This window comes from Pseudomonas sp. JC1203 (genome assembly GCF_056175065.1).
Genome location: NZ_JBWCAM010000004.1, coordinates 377,365 through 397,700, shown reverse-complemented (window position 1 = coordinate 397,700; position 20,336 = coordinate 377,365). Strand labels below are relative to the sequence as shown.

General features: G+C 56.7%; 17 protein-coding genes and 1 tRNA gene. 13 read left to right on the top strand and 5 right to left on the bottom strand.

The window, feature by feature from the left end; translation table 11 throughout:
- Positions 1-938: 938 nt before the first annotated feature.
- The 4 genes from AC0SZ7_RS09240 to AC0SZ7_RS09225 all read right to left on the bottom strand — a co-directional run bounded on the left by AC0SZ7_RS09240 (position 939) and on the right by AC0SZ7_RS09225 (position 8,168).
- Positions 939-2,807, bottom strand: a complete 1,869-nt coding sequence (locus tag AC0SZ7_RS09240; RefSeq protein WP_475504099.1) for a DUF2357 domain-containing protein — start codon at positions 2,805-2,807, stop codon at positions 939-941.
- Between the two features lie 9 nt (positions 2,808-2,816).
- The gene (locus AC0SZ7_RS09235) at positions 2,817-5,363 is read right to left on the bottom strand and encodes a hypothetical protein (protein ID WP_475504098.1); all 2,547 of its coding nucleotides are present in this window, start codon (positions 5,361-5,363) and stop codon (positions 2,817-2,819) included.
- A 1,704-nt stretch (positions 5,364-7,067) separates the two neighbouring features.
- On the bottom strand, positions 7,068-7,346 hold the full coding sequence (locus tag AC0SZ7_RS09230; protein ID WP_475504097.1) for a DUF3077 domain-containing protein: 279 nt from the start codon (positions 7,344-7,346) through the stop codon (positions 7,068-7,070).
- Between the two features lie 737 nt (positions 7,347-8,083).
- A tRNA-Leu gene (locus tag AC0SZ7_RS09225) sits at positions 8,084-8,168 on the bottom strand.
- Positions 8,169-8,277: 109 nt separating this feature from the next.
- Between AC0SZ7_RS09225 and queA the strand changes: the two genes are divergently transcribed.
- The 6 genes from queA (at position 8,278) to AC0SZ7_RS09195 (ending at position 14,365) form a co-directional block, all read left to right on the top strand.
- A complete protein-coding gene (gene queA / locus AC0SZ7_RS09220) occupies positions 8,278-9,342 on the top strand; it encodes a tRNA preQ1(34) S-adenosylmethionine ribosyltransferase-isomerase QueA (RefSeq protein ID WP_475504096.1) in 1,065 nt (354 codons plus the stop codon).
- Positions 9,343-9,356: 14 nt separating this feature from the next.
- Positions 9,357-10,472, top strand: coding sequence for a tRNA guanosine(34) transglycosylase Tgt (gene tgt / locus AC0SZ7_RS09215; RefSeq protein WP_199267081.1), 1,116 nt, complete (start codon positions 9,357-9,359; stop codon positions 10,470-10,472).
- A gap of 44 nt (positions 10,473-10,516) precedes the next feature.
- Entirely contained in the window at positions 10,517-10,855 is a 339-nt protein-coding gene (gene yajC, locus AC0SZ7_RS09210; protein ID WP_008366112.1) for a preprotein translocase subunit YajC, read from the top strand.
- 63 nt (positions 10,856-10,918) lie between these two features.
- The gene (gene secD, locus AC0SZ7_RS09205; protein WP_475504095.1) at positions 10,919-12,787 is read left to right on the top strand and encodes a protein translocase subunit SecD; all 1,869 of its coding nucleotides are present in this window, start codon (positions 10,919-10,921) and stop codon (positions 12,785-12,787) included.
- A gap of 9 nt (positions 12,788-12,796) precedes the next feature.
- Positions 12,797-13,708 carry a protein translocase subunit SecF gene (secF, locus tag AC0SZ7_RS09200; RefSeq protein WP_416422715.1) on the top strand — a complete coding sequence of 304 codons (912 nt, stop codon included), beginning with the start codon at positions 12,797-12,799 and terminating at the stop codon, positions 13,706-13,708.
- A gap of 120 nt (positions 13,709-13,828) precedes the next feature.
- The gene (locus AC0SZ7_RS09195; RefSeq protein WP_475504094.1) at positions 13,829-14,365 is read left to right on the top strand and encodes a glycine zipper 2TM domain-containing protein; all 537 of its coding nucleotides are present in this window, start codon (positions 13,829-13,831) and stop codon (positions 14,363-14,365) included.
- Between the two features lie 69 nt (positions 14,366-14,434).
- Here AC0SZ7_RS09195 and suhB read toward each other — a convergent pair whose 3' ends face one another.
- Positions 14,435-15,250, bottom strand: coding sequence for a type III secretion system regulator SuhB (gene suhB, locus AC0SZ7_RS09190; protein ID WP_475504093.1), 816 nt, complete (start codon positions 15,248-15,250; stop codon positions 14,435-14,437).
- A gap of 144 nt (positions 15,251-15,394) precedes the next feature.
- On the opposite strand from suhB, the gene trmJ reads away from it, so the two are divergent.
- The 7 genes from trmJ (at position 15,395) to hscB (ending at position 20,320) form a co-directional block, all read left to right on the top strand.
- Entirely contained in the window at positions 15,395-16,168 is a 774-nt protein-coding gene (gene trmJ / locus AC0SZ7_RS09185; protein WP_475504092.1) for a tRNA (cytosine(32)/uridine(32)-2'-O)-methyltransferase TrmJ, read from the top strand.
- A gap of 2 nt (positions 16,169-16,170) precedes the next feature.
- Positions 16,171-16,956, top strand: coding sequence for a serine O-acetyltransferase (cysE, locus tag AC0SZ7_RS09180; RefSeq protein WP_475504091.1), 786 nt, complete (start codon positions 16,171-16,173; stop codon positions 16,954-16,956).
- A 240-nt stretch (positions 16,957-17,196) separates the two neighbouring features.
- Positions 17,197-17,691, top strand: a complete 495-nt coding sequence (gene iscR / locus AC0SZ7_RS09175; protein WP_475504090.1) for a Fe-S cluster assembly transcriptional regulator IscR — start codon at positions 17,197-17,199, stop codon at positions 17,689-17,691.
- A gap of 40 nt (positions 17,692-17,731) precedes the next feature.
- Positions 17,732-18,946, top strand: coding sequence for an IscS subfamily cysteine desulfurase (locus tag AC0SZ7_RS09170; RefSeq protein WP_475504089.1), 1,215 nt, complete (start codon positions 17,732-17,734; stop codon positions 18,944-18,946).
- A 102-nt stretch (positions 18,947-19,048) separates the two neighbouring features.
- The gene (gene iscU, locus AC0SZ7_RS09165; protein WP_093463004.1) at positions 19,049-19,435 is read left to right on the top strand and encodes a Fe-S cluster assembly scaffold IscU; all 387 of its coding nucleotides are present in this window, start codon (positions 19,049-19,051) and stop codon (positions 19,433-19,435) included.
- A gap of 31 nt (positions 19,436-19,466) precedes the next feature.
- Positions 19,467-19,790, top strand: a complete 324-nt coding sequence (iscA, locus tag AC0SZ7_RS09160) for an iron-sulfur cluster assembly protein IscA (protein ID WP_475504088.1) — start codon at positions 19,467-19,469, stop codon at positions 19,788-19,790.
- A gap of 8 nt (positions 19,791-19,798) precedes the next feature.
- Positions 19,799-20,320 carry a co-chaperone HscB gene (gene hscB, locus AC0SZ7_RS09155; RefSeq protein WP_475504087.1) on the top strand — a complete coding sequence of 174 codons (522 nt, stop codon included), beginning with the start codon at positions 19,799-19,801 and terminating at the stop codon, positions 20,318-20,320.
- Positions 20,321-20,336 lie beyond the last annotated feature (16 nt).

Sequence of the window (20,336 nt, the reverse complement as noted above, 5' to 3'; positions counted from 1 at the left end):
ATGTTCGAGGTCGGCTCGTTCAACTGTTCGGGCTTGTAGCCAGAGCGGAGAGGTGAATGGCGGTTCTGCTGCTACACGTGCTTATCAACACTGCTGCCGAACAACCTGCCATTCACCGCTCTCACCTCAGATTCTATTCCCTTCTCTAGACACAAGCTGCCGCAGGCTGCGTCGCGCCGCGCGGGCGGCGCTCGGTCTCAAGAGCGGCAAAACAATACCGGCTAGCATCTGGAGGCCGTGACGCAATCTCTGGCTGGAATCTGCGAAGAACGCCCGATATGCCTGTCGTGAAAACGCATCGGGGCTTAAAGGTGCATGCCTTGGTTTTTCTGGCGCTCTTGAGATCGAGCGCCGCCCGCGCGGCGCGACGCAGCCTGGCGGCAGCATCTACATTTGTTGCAACGTACCATGGCCTGTGGGATTGGCGTTGCCGGCCTTGTGTGTTCGGCGCGAGGTTGCGGGGAATTACCAGGAGTTCGAGAATTTGTGGGAAGGGGGGGGGCAGCCCCAGCGCAGCCTGGCGGCAGCGGCTACGGGAATCGTCGGCCCCAGCTAAATCCCAGGCACAAAAAAATCGACTCAAGGTCGGTTTCTCTGCTGCGATCCCCGGTAGAAGGGATCTATGTTTGGTGCCCTGAGGGAGGTTCTAAATTTTGTTGAAACTCTAACATTTTCAAGGGGCAATCAGCATGTACAAAAAATATTGTGCGTAAATCTGATGGTTTTCGTAAGGTCTTACTTTTCTTTCAGCGGTCTTGAAAGTACATGAATAAATTTTCGATAAGCGGTACAAAAGGTTTCACTGATCGGACACGACGGGAGTGTGTGTAAAGATATGTTCGCACCGATGATCAGCTTGACGTGATCAACAGGGCTTGCTAACAGATACACCAGCCTCAATAAAGGCTGGCGCTTTCTACTATGTTTGAAGATCTGGCTTAAGCAACAATTTCTAACTGAGGTCTCGAACTGGGCGGCCTGATTTTTGCCCGCATGAAATATAGCAGCTGTGAAATATTCTGTTTAAAATCTGAGTCGGTTTTTTCAGCGACCCCTGGTGTAATCGAACTTACAAGCAAAGCTGGGGACACCGGGCTTGCCCCATAAATGGAATATCTGTGGTGATGGAAGTGTCGCGATGAGCATGTTTCGGCCGGGTTTACGATCATCAGCGCCATTGATAGACTCCGCCCGCTTTCTTTCTCATGAAGTCCGTGAAGGTATTTCATGGTCAGCTCTGGAAGGTAGTGGCTAAACGCCTTTTTACTTGATGTGTATTTGGCATCAATGATTAAATGATATTGTTGTGCATCCATCCCCAGAATACTCAAAATCAAGTCCGGGGATCTATTTGCGTACGGCCCAGTCTGCCCTCGAGGCCTTATTTCGCCATTCTTTTCTGTCCAGCCTTCAGAGTTTATTAACGTGGCATCACTAGAATTGCGATGGTCGTGTGTCCATGCTTTGGGTTCGTACATTATTTGTACTCTGTAATCTCCCCATAAATATTCGAAATTATTTTCTTGGAGCGAAGGGTTTTGAATTAGCTCTAATTTTATCCCGGCCACTGCTTCAGTATCTAAATGATGCTTTACCAAGAACAGGAGGTAGTATTCAAATAGCTTTGGTATGCTTTGGATCGAGAACAGCTCTTCCTGAACACTCCAGTCTGGTGAGCCGTAGCGATGCCAAGCGATAACTTTGTGAAATATTTTTTGGTAGTGTAATTTGTGACGAGCTTTTCTGGTGAACTGAGGAGTTCCTGTGATTGAGTTTGTCACAGGGATCTTTTCATCAAGCACTTGTTTCAAACGCTGCAGCGTTGAAAGTAGCTCTCTACATTTGTCAGCCTTATTCCGATTTATGATTTTTGCAAATCTGCTGAGTTGAGAAAAAAACGAAATGTATCCAGATAGATCTTGCTCTGCTTTGATCTTGGAGGTCGGGTGATCCTCTAGCTTCCTGAGCAATTCAGAGGCCGCTCTCATTAGAGATATAATGAACCCATGAATAACTTGGTTTTCGTAGATGTTCAGGTCTTCCTTTAGATGATTTTCAAGTATTTTTTCAGAGGAGTAGAATACTCCGTCGACCTCAAGGAGTGCTCGCTCTGAGTCATCTACTGGATACAAACTGTCACAGTTTTCTGTAATCCATGCCAGAGTTGTATCGTCAATTACTGAGTTTTCTGAAAAGGCAACTAGTTTGTTTTCTGGTGTGAGCTTGGCAATTGGTTTGGAATATAAGTTGGGGAGTTCTGCAGCCAATAGTAAAACGTTTCTTTCCAGTTGTTCTATCAAGAACCCAACGGCTCTATCCCCCTCCTTAAAGCCGGCATTTAGCCGAGTGACTCTAAAAAAAGCTGCTAAAGCATCGTTGTCGTGAGATGCAAGGAAACTAAGCATCTTTTCAGCGCGGTCTGCATTTATTTTTTTCGCTAAAATCTCGATTGGCAAGAACTGTGCTACTATCGCTCTCCCGCCCCGCTCTTCTAATTTTGTTTCGAGCTTTAGTTCTGCTAGCCCGTAGTAGTTGTGGAAAAAACACTCGTAACCCCACTTGGGTGCAAACTTTGGCTTCCATTTATAGACCCAGTTTTCTTCTTCCTGAGAGATGTTGCTGGGCGCTACCTCATTTTCGTGCAGACACAAGTAAATATCGTCCAGGTATACGCTAGAGGTTGCCGTGAACTCTATGGCCTCATCTTCGAGGAAATATGCAGAGCTTGAAGGGGATTCACAGGTTTCCAATAGCTCGATTTCTTGGCCATTTCTCTTGCCGCTTATTATTTTTGCAGTAAGCTTCATGTCAAAACCTTAAAAATAGGAGTATGTGTCTGCGTAATTGTCACCCTCTTCAATTATGTTTCTTAGAGCTCTCCTAGAAATATTTAGATCAAAGTCAATGAGCTTTTGTTCAAGTTTTAATAGTCTTTCTCGGAAGGCAGCGCCATAGCCCTCGACCGCTGGCAGGATATGTTGTGCTACAGCGAAGTCTAGTGGCCGATTTCGCATGCCACCTAGTTCGTTTGCAATGTAGCAGTAGCGCTTGATTGCGTTTATTTTGCGCCGGCTGATATGAATGGAACTAGTTTTGGCTGTGTGAGATGACAGTATTGAGAGTATCTGGTCGAGAGATGCCTGCTCGTCCGGTAGGAAATCCGCCTCGCTAGACGGGATGTTGAACGCATTATTTATCTGTTGGAATGGTATTGCGCCATTAAAGCTAAATGAGTTGATTAGTGAAGAGATTCCATCTAGGCTTATATCATCGCCGAGCGAAATGATAGGGGCTCGGTCGATGAGTCGTGGTGACAGCTTCTCGGTAGTTGCATCGTTATTTATAGTTGCGATAAATCTAACATTTTTACCAACCTCAAGAAAGCGAAGTGATGTGTCAGGGATGCCAAGGTCAATTTTTCGACCACTTCCCTCCGGATCGCACATTCCCAAGAAATCAGACCAGTAATGCTCAACGCTTGAAAGATTTGCCTCGTCGAGTAGTACAAGTTTCATGAACTCTTCGGCTGTAGGTTCTTTATGTTTGAGAAATTGATATAAGCCGCTTCTAGATGGTTGGTACACGTCCTTCAATGAGTTGTAGAAGCCTAGAATGTCGCGACCTGCTACCCAACCCCTACCGACTGCAATGTTTAGGAAGTTACCACCCTCATCTTCGTTGTTGCAATTGTTCAGGCTGAATGCATGGGCCAGCCTCAGAGCTGTGGAAGTTTTACCAGTTCCAGGAGGGCCGGACAAAATTGTGAGAAACGACTGGCTTGTGCTGATTACCAGGTTGGCCATTTCATCATAAGTGAATGGTCGGCCTTCGTCTGAATGGAAGTTGTTAAGTAAGTAATGGATGTATTCTGTGCGGTTTGTTTTGTTTAGTTCGATATCGGAAGGCTTTATTTGTGGTGCTTTGCTTTCTAGCTCTGCCTCGTATCCGGGCTTTCCGTTAAGCATCTGGATTAGAAGTTTCAATTCTGTAAGTTTTTCCCCGAGTTGGGGCGAGGCAATTAATGTTTTCTGGCTTTCTAGTGTCCTTTGAAGTTCGATGATTTCTTTTTGTCGATCTTGCTGGGTTCGTTGCTGGAACTGAATTTCATCCTTCAAGCTAACTACTTTTTTAAGTTCTTGGTTTCTTTCGAGAAGATCTTCCAGCTGTTTCTGGTTTTCCTTGATCTTCTGTTCTATCTCTGTGTTTGTATTGGTTAGAATGGTCTGCTTCTCAAGTAGGCTTTGATGCGCTTGCTCAGCAGATTGTTCTTGGATTTTCTTAACTTCGAGCTCGGCTCTAACTCTCGCGCGCTCAACGTCTTCATCTATGGTTTCAAGCTCTTTCCTCTTGAGCTCCGCCAGGCGGGAGATTTCGTTTATTTCGCGTTGAATCTGCTCCTTCTTTTGCAAGGTTTGAGCATCAATTTCTTGAATTTTTTCCTTGATGAGGATGTCTCTGTTTTTGTCGAAGTAATTGTCTAGGTATTTTTTTCCTTCGATATTGTCCAGAAGAAAATCTTCGATGATTGCTTTTCCGTAGCCGTCGTCTTCAAGGAAGTCTGCGAGCACTTCTTCAAGGCGTTTCAAGCGTTGGTCGTTATCCATCGCTTTGTTTTTTTTCTTATACGCATCAATTATTTGTGTAAGCTTTGTTGCCTCGTTTTTGCCTAGGGTTGGACTTCCTTTTCCAAAGCCCGATTTTGCATAATATTTTATCAGGCGTGAGGCGGAAATATAGTCCACTTTTTCGAAGTTTATTTTCTCAAGTTTTTTTAATGATGTTATGAATGTTTTTGTTAAGCCTCTTATTTCAAATCGAAGCAATTCGCCACTGTCTTCGAGCGCGCTTTTATCGAATTGTGCGATATGGTCTGTCGGTAAGTTTAGTGGCGTTAGTCCGGTAGATGGAGTCAGAAACCAGTCGTCTTCATCTTTTGTCGCTAAAAATGGACCGTTTACCTTCCCGCCGTCCTCTATGAAAAATAGAATGTTTCTTGGCAGGTCATAACCCAGACTCACCTTCCCTGTATCAATGTCGGGCATGGGCATTTTGATGACTGGGATTAACGTGTTGTGCTCTAATCGCTCCGCCCACTCACCTTTGGAATAGTATTTTTGCCGCCTTTTATCCTCTTTCCATTCATTATCCGTCTCGTGCCACTCTCTTAGTATAAAGAGCTCGTCATCCTTAAATGATTCATCTATTTTTATATACTCTTTGGAAATAAAAACTCCGGTGTTCGGGAAATCTGTTATGTCCGCGTTTTTGAAACCTCCATCTTCAAGTTCCAATGCAACTGGAATAACATTACCAAGGTCCGGATTGAAATTTCGTGAATCCTTAACAACCAACAAACGTCCCATTGCGAAAATCCCATTTTCGGTGTAGGTGGCTTTTAGGTGTGATGGCGCATTGCCTGTCGAAATTTAACGGTTCGCGGTGGACATACCAAGCTATTTTCGTCGCCTACATCTTCAGTGATGGCTGACCTCTCTCTGCATCGAGGTCATGCTTGTCGAATGGTCAAGGACGTAGCAGCCTTCCAAGCCGAGCGCAGATATGGGGTCCTGCACCGATCACGGCTGGCTTTACAGTGCCGTAGTAGCCTTTACCAAATTTATCCAGCAATGCCTGAGGACCGTATAGATCATTTTGCCGAGCCACCAAACCTGCGCCCATCCCTTACTCCCATCAGTGCTCTGACCCAGCCTTCGACCCTCGAGCTATTCCCCACGTCATCCCGCCAAGAATGTTGAAAGTTATCAGGGATCGAGGCCCCTGCGACCTGTAGGGATGTCCTCTAACGCGGGACTGGCGGCTCCTTACGACCGGGAGCAAGGGCATTTCATGATCTGGCCTCCTGTATACCGTTAGCGGTGGACGGGTGGAGGCTGCGTTGGCTGACGAAACCAGCGCCGCGAGATCCTGAATCGGGTGGAAGCAGCGATGCGATGGCGGGGTATGCTTGGCTGTCAGCCAGGGGCAGTCCATTCCTTGCTCTGCGGCACCATATCTACAGCGCTGTTGGTGGTGACTTCGGCATTTGTCACGCCGATTGTCACGAGGGGAGTTGGCGCAAAGCCACGTTGTTCATGGCTTGCAGCAGTGGTAGGAGCGCCCGTCTCTTTCCAGTAGAAAGAGACGGGCGTAGGTTGGCGCAAGAAATGGCCACATGGATAGGTTGCTGCAGGCCAGCTGAATAGAGAGAAGGTTGGCGTACGAGGGCCATAAATTGAAGGGGGCTTCCATCACATGGGTAGTGATCTTAGGTGCTGCCGGATGCTGAACATACTTTGGATGAACCACCACGATCAGTGGCGTTGCCTTGAAGGTTCGGGTCACCTGGAGTGCTCTCATCGACAGCGCTTGCACGTTTTTTCTACGCCCTGGGTTCCGCAGGGTCAATGGGATTGTTTGCGGACTATAGCGGCGCAAAACGGTGTGATGTGTCTATGGAAGACCATGGCTGCCAGTAGTGAATTGCAATGCTTTTTATTTTTTAGGTGAGGTCCATCCAAGCAGGGCGGCTTCGCACCCTTTTTTGGATGGACGCGCAAGTACAACAAAGCGCTGGTGTACTCGCTTCCTGTTGCCGCTCAATATCACCTCGCTCTTCCTCCAGCTCACTGCGGTCGATGCCAAGATCTTTGGGGCCGAGTAGCGCCGTTGTCTTGTACGACAGGGGCTGATTCATGCGAGCTCAACCCCAAGAGCGGCAAACTAGCGTCGGCTAGCACCTGGGGACCGTGACGCAATCTCTGGCTGGAGCCTGCGAAGAGCGCTCGATATGCCTGTCGTGAAAGCGCATCAGGGCTTAAAGGTGCATGCCTTGGTTTCTCTGGCTCTCTTGAGATCGAGCGCCGCCCCGCAGCGCGACGAAGCCTGGCGGCAGCATCTACATTTATTGCAACGTGCCATGGCCTGGGGGATCGGCGTTGCCGGCCTTGTGTGTTCGGCGCGAAGTTGCGGGGACCAGCGCCGCGTGGCTGGAGACGCAAAAAACTCCAACCCCCCCGATCTAAAAAACGCCGAACCAGCCGCTAATCCAGCCCAGCGTCACAACGCAATCAGCCTGCGTTGCTGTATGCCACCGGTATCGTCAGGTCGTGCACGATCGCCTGTGCCATCTCCCCCAGGTAAGCCGCTGCCCACGCCAGGTGAGGACCGTCGTCGCCCATGGCGGCGTCTGTCATCAGTTGGTTGGCGATGAGTTGCAGGTTGGAACTGTGGGCCAGGGCATCCGCGAGCGGGATGTCGGGGTTGACGGTGAACAGTGGGGTGGCGGTGGGGCCGCAAGGGGCAAACGTGGTTTGGCCTTGGGTTTGGTGCGGGGTTGGATCGGTCATTGGGTAGTATCCGTTCTGTAGGTTAGACCGGCACCGCCTGCCGCCAAGCAGGTTTGGGTGACGGATTGCACAAGGTTGGCGGACCGGACAGAACGAACCGGCACTTGCGAACAAGTCCCTGCGCAACCCGCCATAGATCTGCATCCGGGCAGGGGTTAGCCGCCTGGGTGAGGATTGGGGGTATTGCGCGTTCTGAACGGACCGCCAAGTCCGTGTCGCTGGTTGGCGACGGCGGAAGGGTAGCGTGTAGGGAGCGGGGGGACAATATCTATCTGAGGCGGGCACACAAGGCTGGCGACGCCTATCCATCAGGCCATGGCACGTTGCAACAAATGTAGATGCTGCCGCCAGGCTGCGTCGCGCCGCGTGGGCGGCGCTCGGTCTCAAGAGCGGTAAAACAATACCGGCTGGCACCTGGGGGCCGTGACGCAATCTCTGGCTGGAACCTGCGAAGAACGCTCGATATGCCTGTCGTGAAAACGCATCAGGGCTTAAAGGTGCATGCCGTGGTTTTTCTGGCGGTCTTGAGATCGAGCGCCGCCCGCGCGGCGCTTCCCGGGCAGAGCCCGGTCCCACATTTGTTGCAACGTGCCATGGCCTGTGGGATTGGCATTGTGAGCCTTGTGGGTTCGGCATGAGGCTACGGGAATTGGAGGCCCCAGCCAAATCCCAGGCACAAAAAAACCGACTCAAGGTCGGTTTCTCTGTTGCGATCCCCGGTAGAAGGGATCTATGTATGGTGCCCCGAGGGAGACTCGAACTCCCACTCCTTTCGAAAACGGATTTTGAATCCGCCGCGTCTACCAATTCCGCCATCAGGGCTCAATGGCCGCGGAGTATAGAGAGGCCTCGACCGTTGGTCAACTCTCCTGCGTGGTCAATTTGTGCATTTTGGGCTAAACTTTGCGGCCCTGTCGAACCGAACCCCATCATGCGCGTCGCCGATTTTTCCTTCGAGCTTCCCGATTCCCTGATTGCACGCCACCCGCTGGCCGAGCGTCATGGCAGTCGTTTGTTGACCCTGGACGGGCCCAGCGGTGCGCTGGCCCACCGTCAGTTCACTGATTTGCTGGAGCACCTGCGCCCCGGCGACCTGATGGTGTTCAATAACACCCGGGTCATTCCTGCCCGTGTGTTCGGCCAGAAGGCCTCCGGCGGCAAGCTGGAGATTCTGGTTGAGCGCGTGCTGGACAGCCACTCGGTGCTGGCCCACGTGCGCGCCAGCAAGGCGCCCAAGCCGGGGTCGATGATTCTCATCGACGGCGGCGGCGAGGCCCAGATGGTGGCGCGCCACGATGCGCTGTTCGAGCTGCGCTTTAATGAAGAAGTGCTGCCGCTGCTGGATCGCGTCGGCCACATGCCGTTGCCGCCTTATATAGACCGCCCCGACGAAGGCGCCGACCGCGAGCGCTACCAGACCGTGTACGCCGAGCGTGCCGGCGCGGTGGCGGCGCCTACCGCCGGCCTGCACTTCGATGAAGGGCTGCTGGCGCAGATCAAGGCCAAGGGCGTGGAAAGCGCCTTCGTGACCTTGCACGTGGGCGCTGGCACCTTCCAGCCGGTGCGTGTGGAAAAGATCGAAGATCACCACATGCATAAAGAGTGGCTGGAGGTGAGCCAGGAGGTGGTGGACGCGGTGAATGCCTGCAAGGCCCGTGGTGGCCGTGTGGTAGCCGTGGGCACCACCAGCGTGCGTTCGCTGGAAAGCGCGGCGCGCGACGGTGTGTTGAAGCCGTTCAGCGGTGACACCGATATCTTCATTTTCCCGGGCCGGCCGTTCCATGTGGTCGATTGCCTGGTGACCAATTTCCATTTGCCGGAATCCACGCTGTTGATGCTGGTGTCGGCCTTCGCCGGTTATCCCGAGACCATGGCCGCCTACCAGGCTGCCGTGGCCAACGGTTACCGCTTCTTCAGTTACGGTGATGCCATGTTCATCACCCGCAATCCGGCGCCCCGCGGTCCAAGCGAAGCGGCGCCAGGGGATCACGCATGAGTCGCACCTGTCGTATGTCGTTCGAACTGCTGGCCACCGACGGCAAGGCCCGTCGTGGCCGCCTGACCTTCCCCCGTGGCGTGGTGGAAACCCCGGCGTTCATGCCGGTGGGCACCTATGGCACGGTGAAGGGCATGCTGCCGCGTGACATCGAGGCCATCGGCGCGCACATGATCCTGGGCAACACCTTCCACCTGTGGCTGCGCCCGGGCATGGAAGTGATCAAGGCCCACGGCGACCTGCATGATTTCATGAAGTGGCAGGGCCCTATCCTGACCGACTCGGGTGGTTTCCAGGTGTTCAGCCTGGGCGCCATGCGCAAGATCAAGGAAGAGGGCGTGACCTTCGCCTCCCCGGTGGACGGCTCGAAAGTGTTCATGGGCCCGGAAGAGTCGATGCAGGTGCAGCGCGACCTGGGTTCCGACGTGGTGATGATCTTCGACGAATGCACCCCGTACCCGGCCGACGAAGACGTGGCCCGCGTGTCCATGGAGCTGTCGCTGCGCTGGGCCCAGCGCTCGAAGAACGCCCACGGCGACAACACTGCGGCGCTGTTCGGCATCGTCCAGGGCGGCATGCACCAGAACCTGCGTATGCGCTCGCTGGAAGGCCTGGACAAGATCGGCTTCGACGGCCTGGCCATTGGCGGCCTGTCGGTGGGCGAACCCAAGCACGAAATGATCAAGGTGCTGGACTACCTGCCAGGCCAGATGCCTGCTGACAAACCTCGTTACCTTATGGGTGTTGGCAAGCCGGAAGATCTGGTGGAGGGTGTGCGCCGCGGTGTGGACATGTTCGATTGCGTGATGCCAACCCGCAATGCCCGCAATGGGCATCTGTTCATCGACACCGGCGTGCTGAAGATCCGCAACGCGTTTCATCGCCATGATAATTCGCCGCTGGACCCGACCTGCGACTGCTACACCTGCCAGAACTTCTCCCGTGCTTATCTGCACCATTTGGACAAGTGCGGCGAAATGCTGGGGAGCATGTTGAATACGATCCACAATTTGCGTCATTACCAGGTGCTGATGGCTGGTTTGCGCGAGGCTATTCAACAAGGTACATTGGCCGCCTTTGTCGATGCCTTCTATGCCAAGCGCGGGCTTGTAACGCCGCCTTTGGACTGATTTCGTGACCCTTTGAGTCAACAATTTTGCAACTGGAGTGCTAAATGAGCTTTTTTATCTCTGATGCTTTGGCCGATGCTGGTGCACCGGCAGCGGCAGGCCCGATGGGCGGCGGCTTCGAGTGGATTTTCCTGGTCGGCTTCCTGGTCATCTTCTACCTGATGATCTGGCGTCCACAGGCCAAGCGCGCCAAGGAGCAGAAAAACCTGCTGGGCAACCTGCAGAAAGGTGACGAAGTTGTGACCACCGGTGGTATCGCCGGCAAGATCAACAAAGTGACCGACGACTTCGTGGTGATCGAGGTTTCGGACACTGTAGAGCTGAAAATCCAGAAGGGCGCCATTGCCGCGACCCTGCCGAAAGGCACGCTCAAAGCGATCTAAGCTTCAGACTTTTACCAATCGACGGGGCGCGCAAGGCGCCCCGCGTCTTGAACGGGCGGCGTGATGCTGAACAAATACCCTCTGTGGAAATACCTACTGATCCTGGCGGTGCTGGCGGTCGGTTTTATTTATTCCGCACCCAATCTCTATCCTGATGACGCGGCCATCCAGGTCTCGGGCGCAAGTTCCGCCCTGCAAGTCACCCAGGCTGATCTGGACCGCAGCGCCAAGGCGCTGACCGATGCCGGTATCGAGGTCAAGGCGGCAACGCTGGCCGAGAATGGCAAGGGCGGTTTGTTGCGTCTGGCCAAGCGTGATGACCAGTTGCCTGCCAAGGACGTGGTCCGCAAAACCCTGGGCGACGACTATGTAGTTGCACTGAACCTGGCGGCGACCACGCCCCAGTGGCTGCGCAGCATTGGCGCGCACCCGATGAAACTGGGCCTCGACCTGTCCGGTGGCGTGCACTTCCTGCTGGCCGTGGACATGGACAAGGCCATTGATGCCCGCCTGAAGATCTATGAAGGCGACGTCAAGACCGAACTGCGCAAGGAAAAAATCCGCTACCGCAGCATGCCGCAGCAGAACAGTGCGATTCAGCTGGGCTTCAGCGATGCCGATACCCTGGCCCAGGCGCAAACCCTGATCCGCAAGAACTACACCGACTTCGACGTGGCCGCCACTACCCGTGGCGACCTGCAGGTACTGTCGCTGACGCTGACACCAGCGAAGCTGGCCGAGATTCGCGAATACTCGATCAAGCAGAACCTGACCACCGTGCGTAACCGTGTCAACGAGCTGGGCGTGGCCGAGCCGCTGGTACAGCGCCAGGGCGCCAACCGCATCGTGGTGGAGCTGCCAGGCGTGCAGGACACTGCCGAAGCCAAGCGCATCCTGGGCAAGACCGCCAGCCTTGAGTTCCGCCTGGGCGCAGGCCCGGATGATTCGCGTGCCACCACCGAAACCTTCGAGTTCCGTGATGGCAGCCGTCCGCCAGCCCCTGTCGAGCGCAGCCTGATCATCACCGGTGACCAGGTGACCGACGCCTCGGCCAGCTTCGACGAGCACGGCCAGCCGCAAGTGAACATCAAGCTTGATGGCCATGGTGGCGACCTGATGAGCCGCGCCACGCGCAGCAACGTCGGCCGCAGCATGGCGGTGATCTTCATCGAGCAGAAGCCGTTCACCCGCTACGAGAAGCAGACTGTCGACGGCGTCGAGAAAGACGTGGCTGTGCAGGACTTCGCCGAAGAGAAGAAAATCATCAGTCTGGCAACCATCCAGTCGCCGCTGGGTAGCCAATTCCGCATCACCGGCCTGAACGGCCAGGGTGAATCGTCGGAACTGGCCCTGCTGCTGCGTGCCGGTGGCCTGGCTGCACCGATGTACTTTGCTGAAGAGCGCACCATTGGCCCAAGCCTGGGTGCCGACAACATCACCAAGGGTATCCATGCATCCCTGTGGGGCATGCTGTTCGTGTCGCTGTTCATCATGGCCATCTACCGCTTCTTCGGCCTGATCGCCACCGTGGCACTGGCCTTGAACATGGTTGTGCTGCTGGCGCTGATGTCGGTGCTGGGTGCCACCCTGACGCTGCCGGGTATTGCCGGTATCGTGTTGACCATGGGTATGGCGGTGGACGCCAACGTGCTGATCTTCTCGCGTATTCGTGAGGAAATCGCCGCCGGGATGACCGTGCAGCGTGCGATCAACGAAGGTTTCGGCCGCGCGTTCACCGCGATCGTCGACGCCAACCTGACCACGTTGCTGGTAGGCGGCATTCTTTTCGCCATGGGCACCGGCCCGGTGAAAGGCTTCGCCGTGACCATGTCCCTGGGTATCTTTACCTCGATGTTCACAGCCATCATGGTGACCCGCGCAATGGTCAACCTGATCTACGGCGGTCGTGACTTCAAGAAGTTGTGGATTTAAGGGGCTGCCATGAAACGTACCATCAACTTCATGGGCGTTCGCAATATTGCGTTCGCCTTGACACTGTTCCTCACGGCATTGGCGCTGTTCAGCTGGTTCCACAAGGGCCTCAACTTCGGCCTGGACTTCACTGGCGGTACGCTGATCGAGCTGAACTACCAGAAGCCGGCCGACCTGACCCAGGTGCGTAGCGAGCTGGTAGCCGCCGGCTACCACGAAGCTATCGTGCAGAACTTCGGTGACACCACCGACCTGCTGGTGCGCATGCCGGGCGACGACCCCAAGCTGGGCGCCCAGGTAGCTGAAGCGCTGGCCAAGGTGGGTGGCGACAACCCGGCCAAGGTTACCCGCACCGAGTTCGTCGGCCCGCAGGTAGGTGAAGAGCTGCGTGACCAGGGTGGCCTGGGCATGCTCATGGCCCTGGGCGGCGTGTTGATCTACCTGGCTTTCCGCTTCCAGTGGAAATTCGCGGTAGGCGCTATCGCTTCCCTGGTGCACGACGTGGTCGTGACCATGGGTATCCTGTCGTTCTTCCAGATCACCTTCGACCTGACGGTGCTGGCGGCGGTGCTGGCCATCATCGGCTACTCGCTGAACGACACCATCGTGGTGTTCGACCGGGTGCGCGAGAACTTCCGCGTACTGCGCAAGGCCTCGCTGATCGAGAACATCAACGTCTCGACCACCCAGACCCTGCTGCGTACGCTGGCGACCTCGATCTCGACGTTGCTGGCCATTGCCGCGCTGCTGTTCTTCGGCGGCGACAACCTGTTCGGTTTCTCCATCGCGCTGTTCATCGGCGTGCTGGCAGGTACCTACTCCTCGATCTACATCGCCAACGTGGTGTTGATCTGGCTGAACCTGAACAGCGATGACCTGATTGCCCCGGTCACCAAGGATAAGGTCGACGATCGCCCATAATGTGATCTTCGTCGCTTAATTCCCTGAAAAGGCGCGAGTTTTGAACTCGCGCCTTTTTTTGTGCTCCAAGGCTGGGAGAAGCGCGGACTTTGATCCGTAAAAGAAGGTCAGGAGGTTCAAGTGAACAAATCGTTGCTGGTTGGTGCAGTGTTGGGTGCCGTGGCGGTGACCGCCGGTGGTGCTGTCGCGACCTACAGCCTCGTTAAAAGTGGCCCAGAGTATGCTGAAGTACTGGCTGTAGACCCTATCAATCAAGAGATCAAGACACCCCGCAAGGAGTGCCATGACGTAGCGGTAACCCACCGTCGCGCCGTGCAGGACCAGCACCAGGTCGCAGGTACCGTGCTGGGCGCCGTGGGCGGTGGCCTGTTGGGCCATATGGTCGGTGGCGGCAAGGGCAAGACCCTGGCCACCGTGGCCGGCGCCGTTGGGGGTGGTTACGCGGGGAACAAGGTGCAGGAGCACATGCAGAACGGTGATACCTACACCACCACCGAAAGCCGCTGCAACACGGTGAACGACATCAGCAGCAAGGTGGTCGGCTACAACGTGAAATACCAGCTGAACGGCCAGGTTGGCCAGGTGAAGATGGACCGTGACCCCGGTTCGAAGATCCCGGTGAACAAGGATGGCCAGCTGGTGCTGACCCAGCAGTAAAGGTGTCGGTGATTCTTCAGGCATAAAAAAAGCACCCCGAAGGGTGCTTTTTTTGTGCCTGGCTAAAGCTTAGCGCTTCAGCGAAGCCGGCAGGTGCGGCTGGATGGCCGTCAGTACTGCCTTGAAGCACTTGGTGTTGCCCGCCACGATGTGGCCTTTCTCCAGGAAGTCGTGGCCACCGGTGAAGTCGCTCACCAGGCCGCCAGCTTCCTGGATCAGCAGGGCGCCTGCGGCCATGTCCCACTCGCTCAGGCCCGACTCCCAGAAGGCGTCGAAGCGGCCGGCAGCCACGTAGGCCAGGTCCAGGCTGGCAGCGCCGGCACGGCGGATGCCGGCGGTCTGGCCCACCAGGGCGCGGAACATGCCCAGGTAGTTGTCCAGGTCAGCCATCTGGTTGTCACGGAACGGGAAGCCGGTACCCAGCAGGGCGCCTTCCAGGCTGGTGCGGCCGCTGACGCGCAGGCGACGGCCGTTCAGTTGGGCGCCACGGCCACGGCTGGCGGTGAATTCTTCCTGGCGAACCGGGTCCAGGACCACGGCGTGCTCCAGGCGGCCGCGGTATTTGCAGGCAATGCTGACTGCAAAGTGCGGAACGCCGCGCAGGAAGTTGGTGGTGCCGTCCAGTGGGTCGATGATCCACTCGTATTCGGCGCCTTCGCCGCTGCCGGCGTGCAGCCCGGTTTCTTCACCACGGATGGTGTGGGTAGGGTACGCCTTGCGCAGCGCGTCGATGATTTTCTGCTCGGCCGCCCGATCGACTTCAGAGACGTAATCCTTCGCGTCTTTTTCATCAACCTTGATGGTATCCAGGCGCTCGATGGAGCGGAAAATCAATTCACTGGCGCTGCGGGCGGCGCGCAGCGCGATATTCAGCATGGGCTGCATGGACGTTTCACCTAGGTCGTTAAAGAAAGCCGAACATTCTAGCAGAAAAGTAAGTTTGCAGAAGAGGGTAGTCAGCATTCGTAGCGTAAGCGGTATCTGTTCGGTAAGATTTCATTTCTTTCCCCCGGTCTGTGAGCGCTCGCCTTGCTGCAAAATATTCGTGTCGTCCTGGTCAACACCAGCCACCCCGGCAACATCGGTGGTGCTGCGCGCGCCATGAAGAACATGGGCTTGTCGCGCCTGGTGCTGGTAGACCCGCTGGATTTCCCGTCCCACGAGGCCAGCGCTCGCGCCTCGGGCGCCGACGATGTGCTGGAAAATGTCCAGGTGGTCGCCACCCTGGAAGAGGCCCTGGTGGGCACCACCATGGTGCTCGGCACCAGCGCCCGCGAGCGGCGTATTCCCTGGCCGTTGCTGGACCCCCGCGAATGCGGCAGCAAAAGCGTCGAAGAAGCTGCCCAGTTGGGTGGCGAGGTTGCCCTGGTGTTTGGTCGCGAACACGCCGGGCTGACCAATGACGAGCTGCAGCGATGTCATTTCCACGTGCATATCCCGTCGAACCCCGATTTCAGCTCGCTGAACCTGGGTGCGGCGGTGCAGGTCCTGGCCTACGAAGTGCGTATGGCCTGGCTGGCAGCCGAAGGGCAGGCGTCCAAGACCGAGAAGGTCGAAGTGGCGTCGGTCAAGAGCGCAGAGCTCTCGACCAGTGACGAGATGGAGCGTTTCTACGAACACCTGGAGAACACCCTGGTGGAGATCGGCTTCCTCGACCCGCAAAGCCCCCGGCACCTGATGGCGCGTTTGCGCCGCCTGTACGGCCGCAGCTCGGTAGCCAAGGCGGAAATGAACATATTGCGCGGCATTCTCACGGAGACCCAGAAAGTGGCCCGTGGCGAGCCGCATAAGCGGAAGGATTAGTCATGTTCGAGCGTTTGCGAGAAGACATTCAAAGCGTATTCCATCGCGACCCGGCGGCGCGCAACGCCTTCGAGGTGCTCACCAGCTACCCCGGCATGCACGCCATCTGGTTGCACCGTGGCGCGCACAAACTGTGGAAGGCCGACTTCAAGTGGCTGGCGCGCATGGTCTCCAACTTCGGCCGCTGGATGACCGGCATCGAGATTCACCCGGGCGCGCGCATTGGCCGCCGCTTCTTCATCGACCACGGCATGGGTATCGTCATTGGCGAGACCGTCGAGATCGGCGACGACGTCACCCTGTACCAGGGGGTGACGCTGGGCGGCACCAGCTGGAACAAGGGCAAGCGCCACCCCACGCTGGAAGACGGCGTGGTGGTGGGGGCGGGCGCCAAGGTTTTGGGCCCGTTTACCGTGGGTGCCGGCGCCAAGATCGGCTCCAATGCCGTGGTGACCAAGCCGGTGCCGGCGGGCGCCACTGCGGTGGGTATCCCGGGGCGCATCATCGTCAAGAGCGATGACGCCGTGGACGCCAAGCGCAAGGCCATGGCTGAGAAGATTGGCTTCGAGGCCTATGGCGTCACCGAAGACATGCCCGACCCGGTAGCGCGTGCCATCGGCCAGCTGCTGGACCACCTGCACGCCGTTGACGGGCGCCTGGAGGACATGTGCGGGGCGATGACCCGCATGGGCAGTGACTACTGCGCCAAGGACCTGCCGCAACTGCGCGACGAAGACTTCAAGTGCGTGAAAGGTGAAGTCGAAGCTCCCGCCGCCGAAGCCCGCTGAAGCTTGGGGAGCCTGTGGGAGCTGGCTTGCCAGCGAGCTTTTGGGTGTTGCAAGAATCTCGCTGGCAAGCCAGCTCCCACAGGAACGGGGCAAATCAGAAATCCCGTGCTATAGTATGCCGCCCGTTTTACCGCTATTCCCGACTAAAGTGGTAGGTCTTAAAGTTGACTTAAATACTCGGGAATTGCATACTCACAGCTCATCCGCTCCTCCCTTTTTCGTGTAACCGTGGTACTCGCCATGCGACTGACAACTAAAGGCCGATACGCCGTCACTGCCATGCTCGACCTGGCATTGCACGCGCAGCATGGGCCGGTTTCATTGGCCGATATCTCCGAGCGCCAAGGCATCTCCCTGTCGTACCTGGAGCAACTGTTCGCCAAGCTGCGTCGCAGCAACCTGGTGTCCAGCGTGCGCGGGCCAGGGGGTGGCTACCAGCTGTCCCGCGACATGCAGGGCATCCAGGTGGCTCAGGTTATCGACGCCGTCAACGAATCGGTCGACGCAACACGTTGCCAGGGATTGGGTGATTGTCATGCTGGCGATACGTGCCTCACGCACCACTTGTGGTGCGACCTGAGCCAGCAGATTCATGAATTTTTGAGCGGTATCAGTCTGGCTGACCTTGTCACTCGCCGTGAAGTGCAAGAGGTCGCCCAGCGCCAGGACCTGCGCCGTTGCAACACCACCAAGAGCCCGCGCCTGGACAAGATCGAAACGTCCTTCGTCGAATGACGAAGCGACTGTGGCTAGCCCGCCTGATAGGAGAATTTCAATGAAGTTGCCGATTTACCTCGATTACTCCGCCACCACGCCGGTTGACCCGCGTGTAGCGCAAAAGATGATTGAATGCCTGACCAACGAGGGGAACTTCGGCAACCCGGCATCGCGTTCCCACGTGTTCGGCTGGAAAGCCGAGGAAGCGGTCGAGAACGCCCGTCGCCAGGTGGCTGACCTGGTTGGCGCCGACCCGCGTGAAATCGTCTGGACCAGCGGTGCAACCGAGTCCGACAACCTGGCCATCAAGGGTGTCGCGCACTTCTATCACACCAAGGGCAAGCACCTCATCACCTCCAAGATCGAGCACAAGGCTGTCCTCGACACCATGCGCCAACTGGAGCGTGAAGGCTTCGAAGTCACCTACCTGGACCCTCAGGAAGACGGCCTGATCACCCCGGCCATGATCGAAGCCGCGCTGCGCGACGACACCATCCTGGTTTCGGTGATGCACGTGAACAACGAAATCGGCACCATCAACGACATCGCCGCCATTGGCGAGCTGACCCGCTCGCGCGGTGTGATGTTCCACGTTGACGCAGCCCAGTCCACCGGCAAGGTCGACATCGACCTGACCAAGCTGAAAGTCGACCTGATGTCGTTCTCGGCCCACAAGACCTACGGCCCGAAAGGCGTTGGCGCGCTGTATGTCAGCCGCAAGCCACGCGTGCGCCTGGAAGCCACCATGCACGGCGGCGGTCACGAGCGCGGCATGCGTTCGGGCACCCTGGCTACCCACCAGATCGTCGGCATGGGCGAGGCCTTCGCCATCGCCAAGCAGGAAATGGCCAGCGAGAACGCCCGCCTGCAGGCCCTGAGCGACCGTTTCTTCAAGCAGGTCGAGCACCTGGAAGAGCTGTACGTGAACGGCAGCCTGACTGCCCGCGTGCCGCACAACCTGAACCTGAGCTTCAACTACGTCGAAGGCGAGTCGCTGATCATGGCGCTCAAGGACCTGGCCGTTTCGTCCGGTTCGGCCTGCACCTCGGCCTCGCTGGAGCCGTCCTACGTGCTGCGCGCCCTGGGCCGCAACGACGAACTGGCACACAGCTCGATCCGCTTCACCTTCGGCCGTTTCAGCACCGAAGAAGAAATCGACTACGCCGCGCAGAAAGTCTGCGAGGCCGTGACCAAGCTGCGCGAACTGTCGCCGCTGTGGGATATGTTCAAAGACGGCGTCGACATCTCGAAGATCGAGTGGGCGGCACACTAAACAAAGAAGCCGCCACCATCCAGATCCTGTAGAGACGTGGCGTTACCGCAGGCGTACCTACAGGGCCTTCAGAGCGGCCCTGATGAGTGAGGATTGAGAATCATGGCTTACAGCGAAAAGGTCATCGACCACTACGAAAACCCACGCAACGTCGGCAAGATGAATGCCGAAGACCCGGACGTGGGCACCGGCATGGTTGGCGCTCCAGCCTGCGGCGACGTAATGCGCCTGCAGATCAAGGTCAACGAGCAGGGCATCATCGAAGACGCCAAGTTCAAGACCTACGGCTGTGGCTCTGCCATCGCCTCCAGCTCCCTGGCCACCGAGTGGATGAAGGGCAAGACGCTGGACGAGGCTGAGACCATCAAGAACACCCAGCTGGCCGAAGAACTGGCGTTGCCGCCGGTGAAAATCCACTGCTCCGTACTCGCTGAAGACGCCATCAAGGCCGCCGTTCACGATTACAAGCAGAAGAAAGGCTTGCTCTAACCGTACACATCGCACGATGTAAGGAGTCTCGATGGCTATCAGCATGACAGAAGCCGCCGCCAAGCATATCCGCCGTTCGCTGGATGGCCGCGGCAAGGGCGAGGGCATCCGCCTGGGCGTCCGTACCACCGGCTGTTCGGGCCTGGCCTATGTGCTGGAGTTCGTTGACGCGCTGGGCGAGGACGATCAGGTGTTCGAAAGTCACGGCGAGAAAGTGATCATCGACCCCAAGAGCCTGTCGTACCTGGACGGCACTGAACTGGACTTCGTCAAGGAAGGCTTGAACGAAGGCTTCAAGTTCAACAACCCCAACGTACGCGGTGAATGTGGCTGCGGCGAAAGCTTCAACGTTTGAGGCCGGCCGTGGGTACTCCTTGTCATTTTGCCTTGTTCGACCTCAAGCCGAGCTTCCGCCTGGACCTCGACCAGTTGGCCGCGCGCTACCGTGAGTTGGCGCGCGCCGTGCACCCCGACCGCTTTGCCGATGGCAGCGAGCGCGAGCAGCGCCTGGCGCTTGAGCAGTCGGCGGGCCTGAACGAGGCCTACCAGACGCTCAAGAGCGCGCCCAAGCGTGCCCGTTACCTGCTGGCCATCAGTGGCCACGAAGTGCCCCAGGAAGTCACGGTCCACGACCCTGAGTTCCTGATGCAGCAGATGCAGTGGCGCGAAGAGCTCGAAGACCTGCAGGACAGTGCCGACCTTGATGGTGTGGCGCAGTTCAAGCGGCGCTTGAAGGTTGCCCATGAGCAACTGAACGAAAGCTTCGCCGGCTGTTGGGATGATGCGGCGCAACGTGACCAGGCCGAACGCCTGATGCGGCGCATGCAGTTCCTCGACAAGCTCTCCTACGAAGTGCGCCAGCTAGAAGAGCGCCTCGACGATTAACCCAGTGTTGCTACGG

Coding starts and splice junctions, on each gene's coding strand:
- cysE (WP_475504091.1), top strand. CDS start 16,171: ATGTTCGAGCGTTTGCGAGAAGACATTCAAAGCGTATTCCATCGCGAC.
- suhB (WP_475504093.1), bottom strand. CDS start 15,250: ATGCAGCCCATGCTGAATATCGCGCTGCGCGCCGCCCGCAGCGCCAGT.
- queA (WP_475504096.1), top strand. CDS start 8,278: ATGCGCGTCGCCGATTTTTCCTTCGAGCTTCCCGATTCCCTGATTGCA.
- secD (WP_475504095.1), top strand. CDS start 10,919: ATGCTGAACAAATACCCTCTGTGGAAATACCTACTGATCCTGGCGGTG.
- secF (WP_416422715.1), top strand. CDS start 12,797: ATGAAACGTACCATCAACTTCATGGGCGTTCGCAATATTGCGTTCGCC.
- AC0SZ7_RS09235 (WP_475504098.1), bottom strand. CDS start 5,363: ATGGGACGTTTGTTGGTTGTTAAGGATTCACGAAATTTCAATCCGGAC.
- iscA (WP_475504088.1), top strand. CDS start 19,467: ATGGCTATCAGCATGACAGAAGCCGCCGCCAAGCATATCCGCCGTTCG.
- AC0SZ7_RS09240 (WP_475504099.1), bottom strand. CDS start 2,807: ATGAAGCTTACTGCAAAAATAATAAGCGGCAAGAGAAATGGCCAAGAA.
- yajC (WP_008366112.1), top strand. CDS start 10,517: ATGAGCTTTTTTATCTCTGATGCTTTGGCCGATGCTGGTGCACCGGCA.
- iscR (WP_475504090.1), top strand. CDS start 17,197: ATGCGACTGACAACTAAAGGCCGATACGCCGTCACTGCCATGCTCGAC.
- AC0SZ7_RS09230 (WP_475504097.1), bottom strand. CDS start 7,346: ATGACCGATCCAACCCCGCACCAAACCCAAGGCCAAACCACGTTTGCC.
- iscU (WP_093463004.1), top strand. CDS start 19,049: ATGGCTTACAGCGAAAAGGTCATCGACCACTACGAAAACCCACGCAAC.
- tgt (WP_199267081.1), top strand. CDS start 9,357: ATGTCGTTCGAACTGCTGGCCACCGACGGCAAGGCCCGTCGTGGCCGC.
- AC0SZ7_RS09170 (WP_475504089.1), top strand. CDS start 17,732: ATGAAGTTGCCGATTTACCTCGATTACTCCGCCACCACGCCGGTTGAC.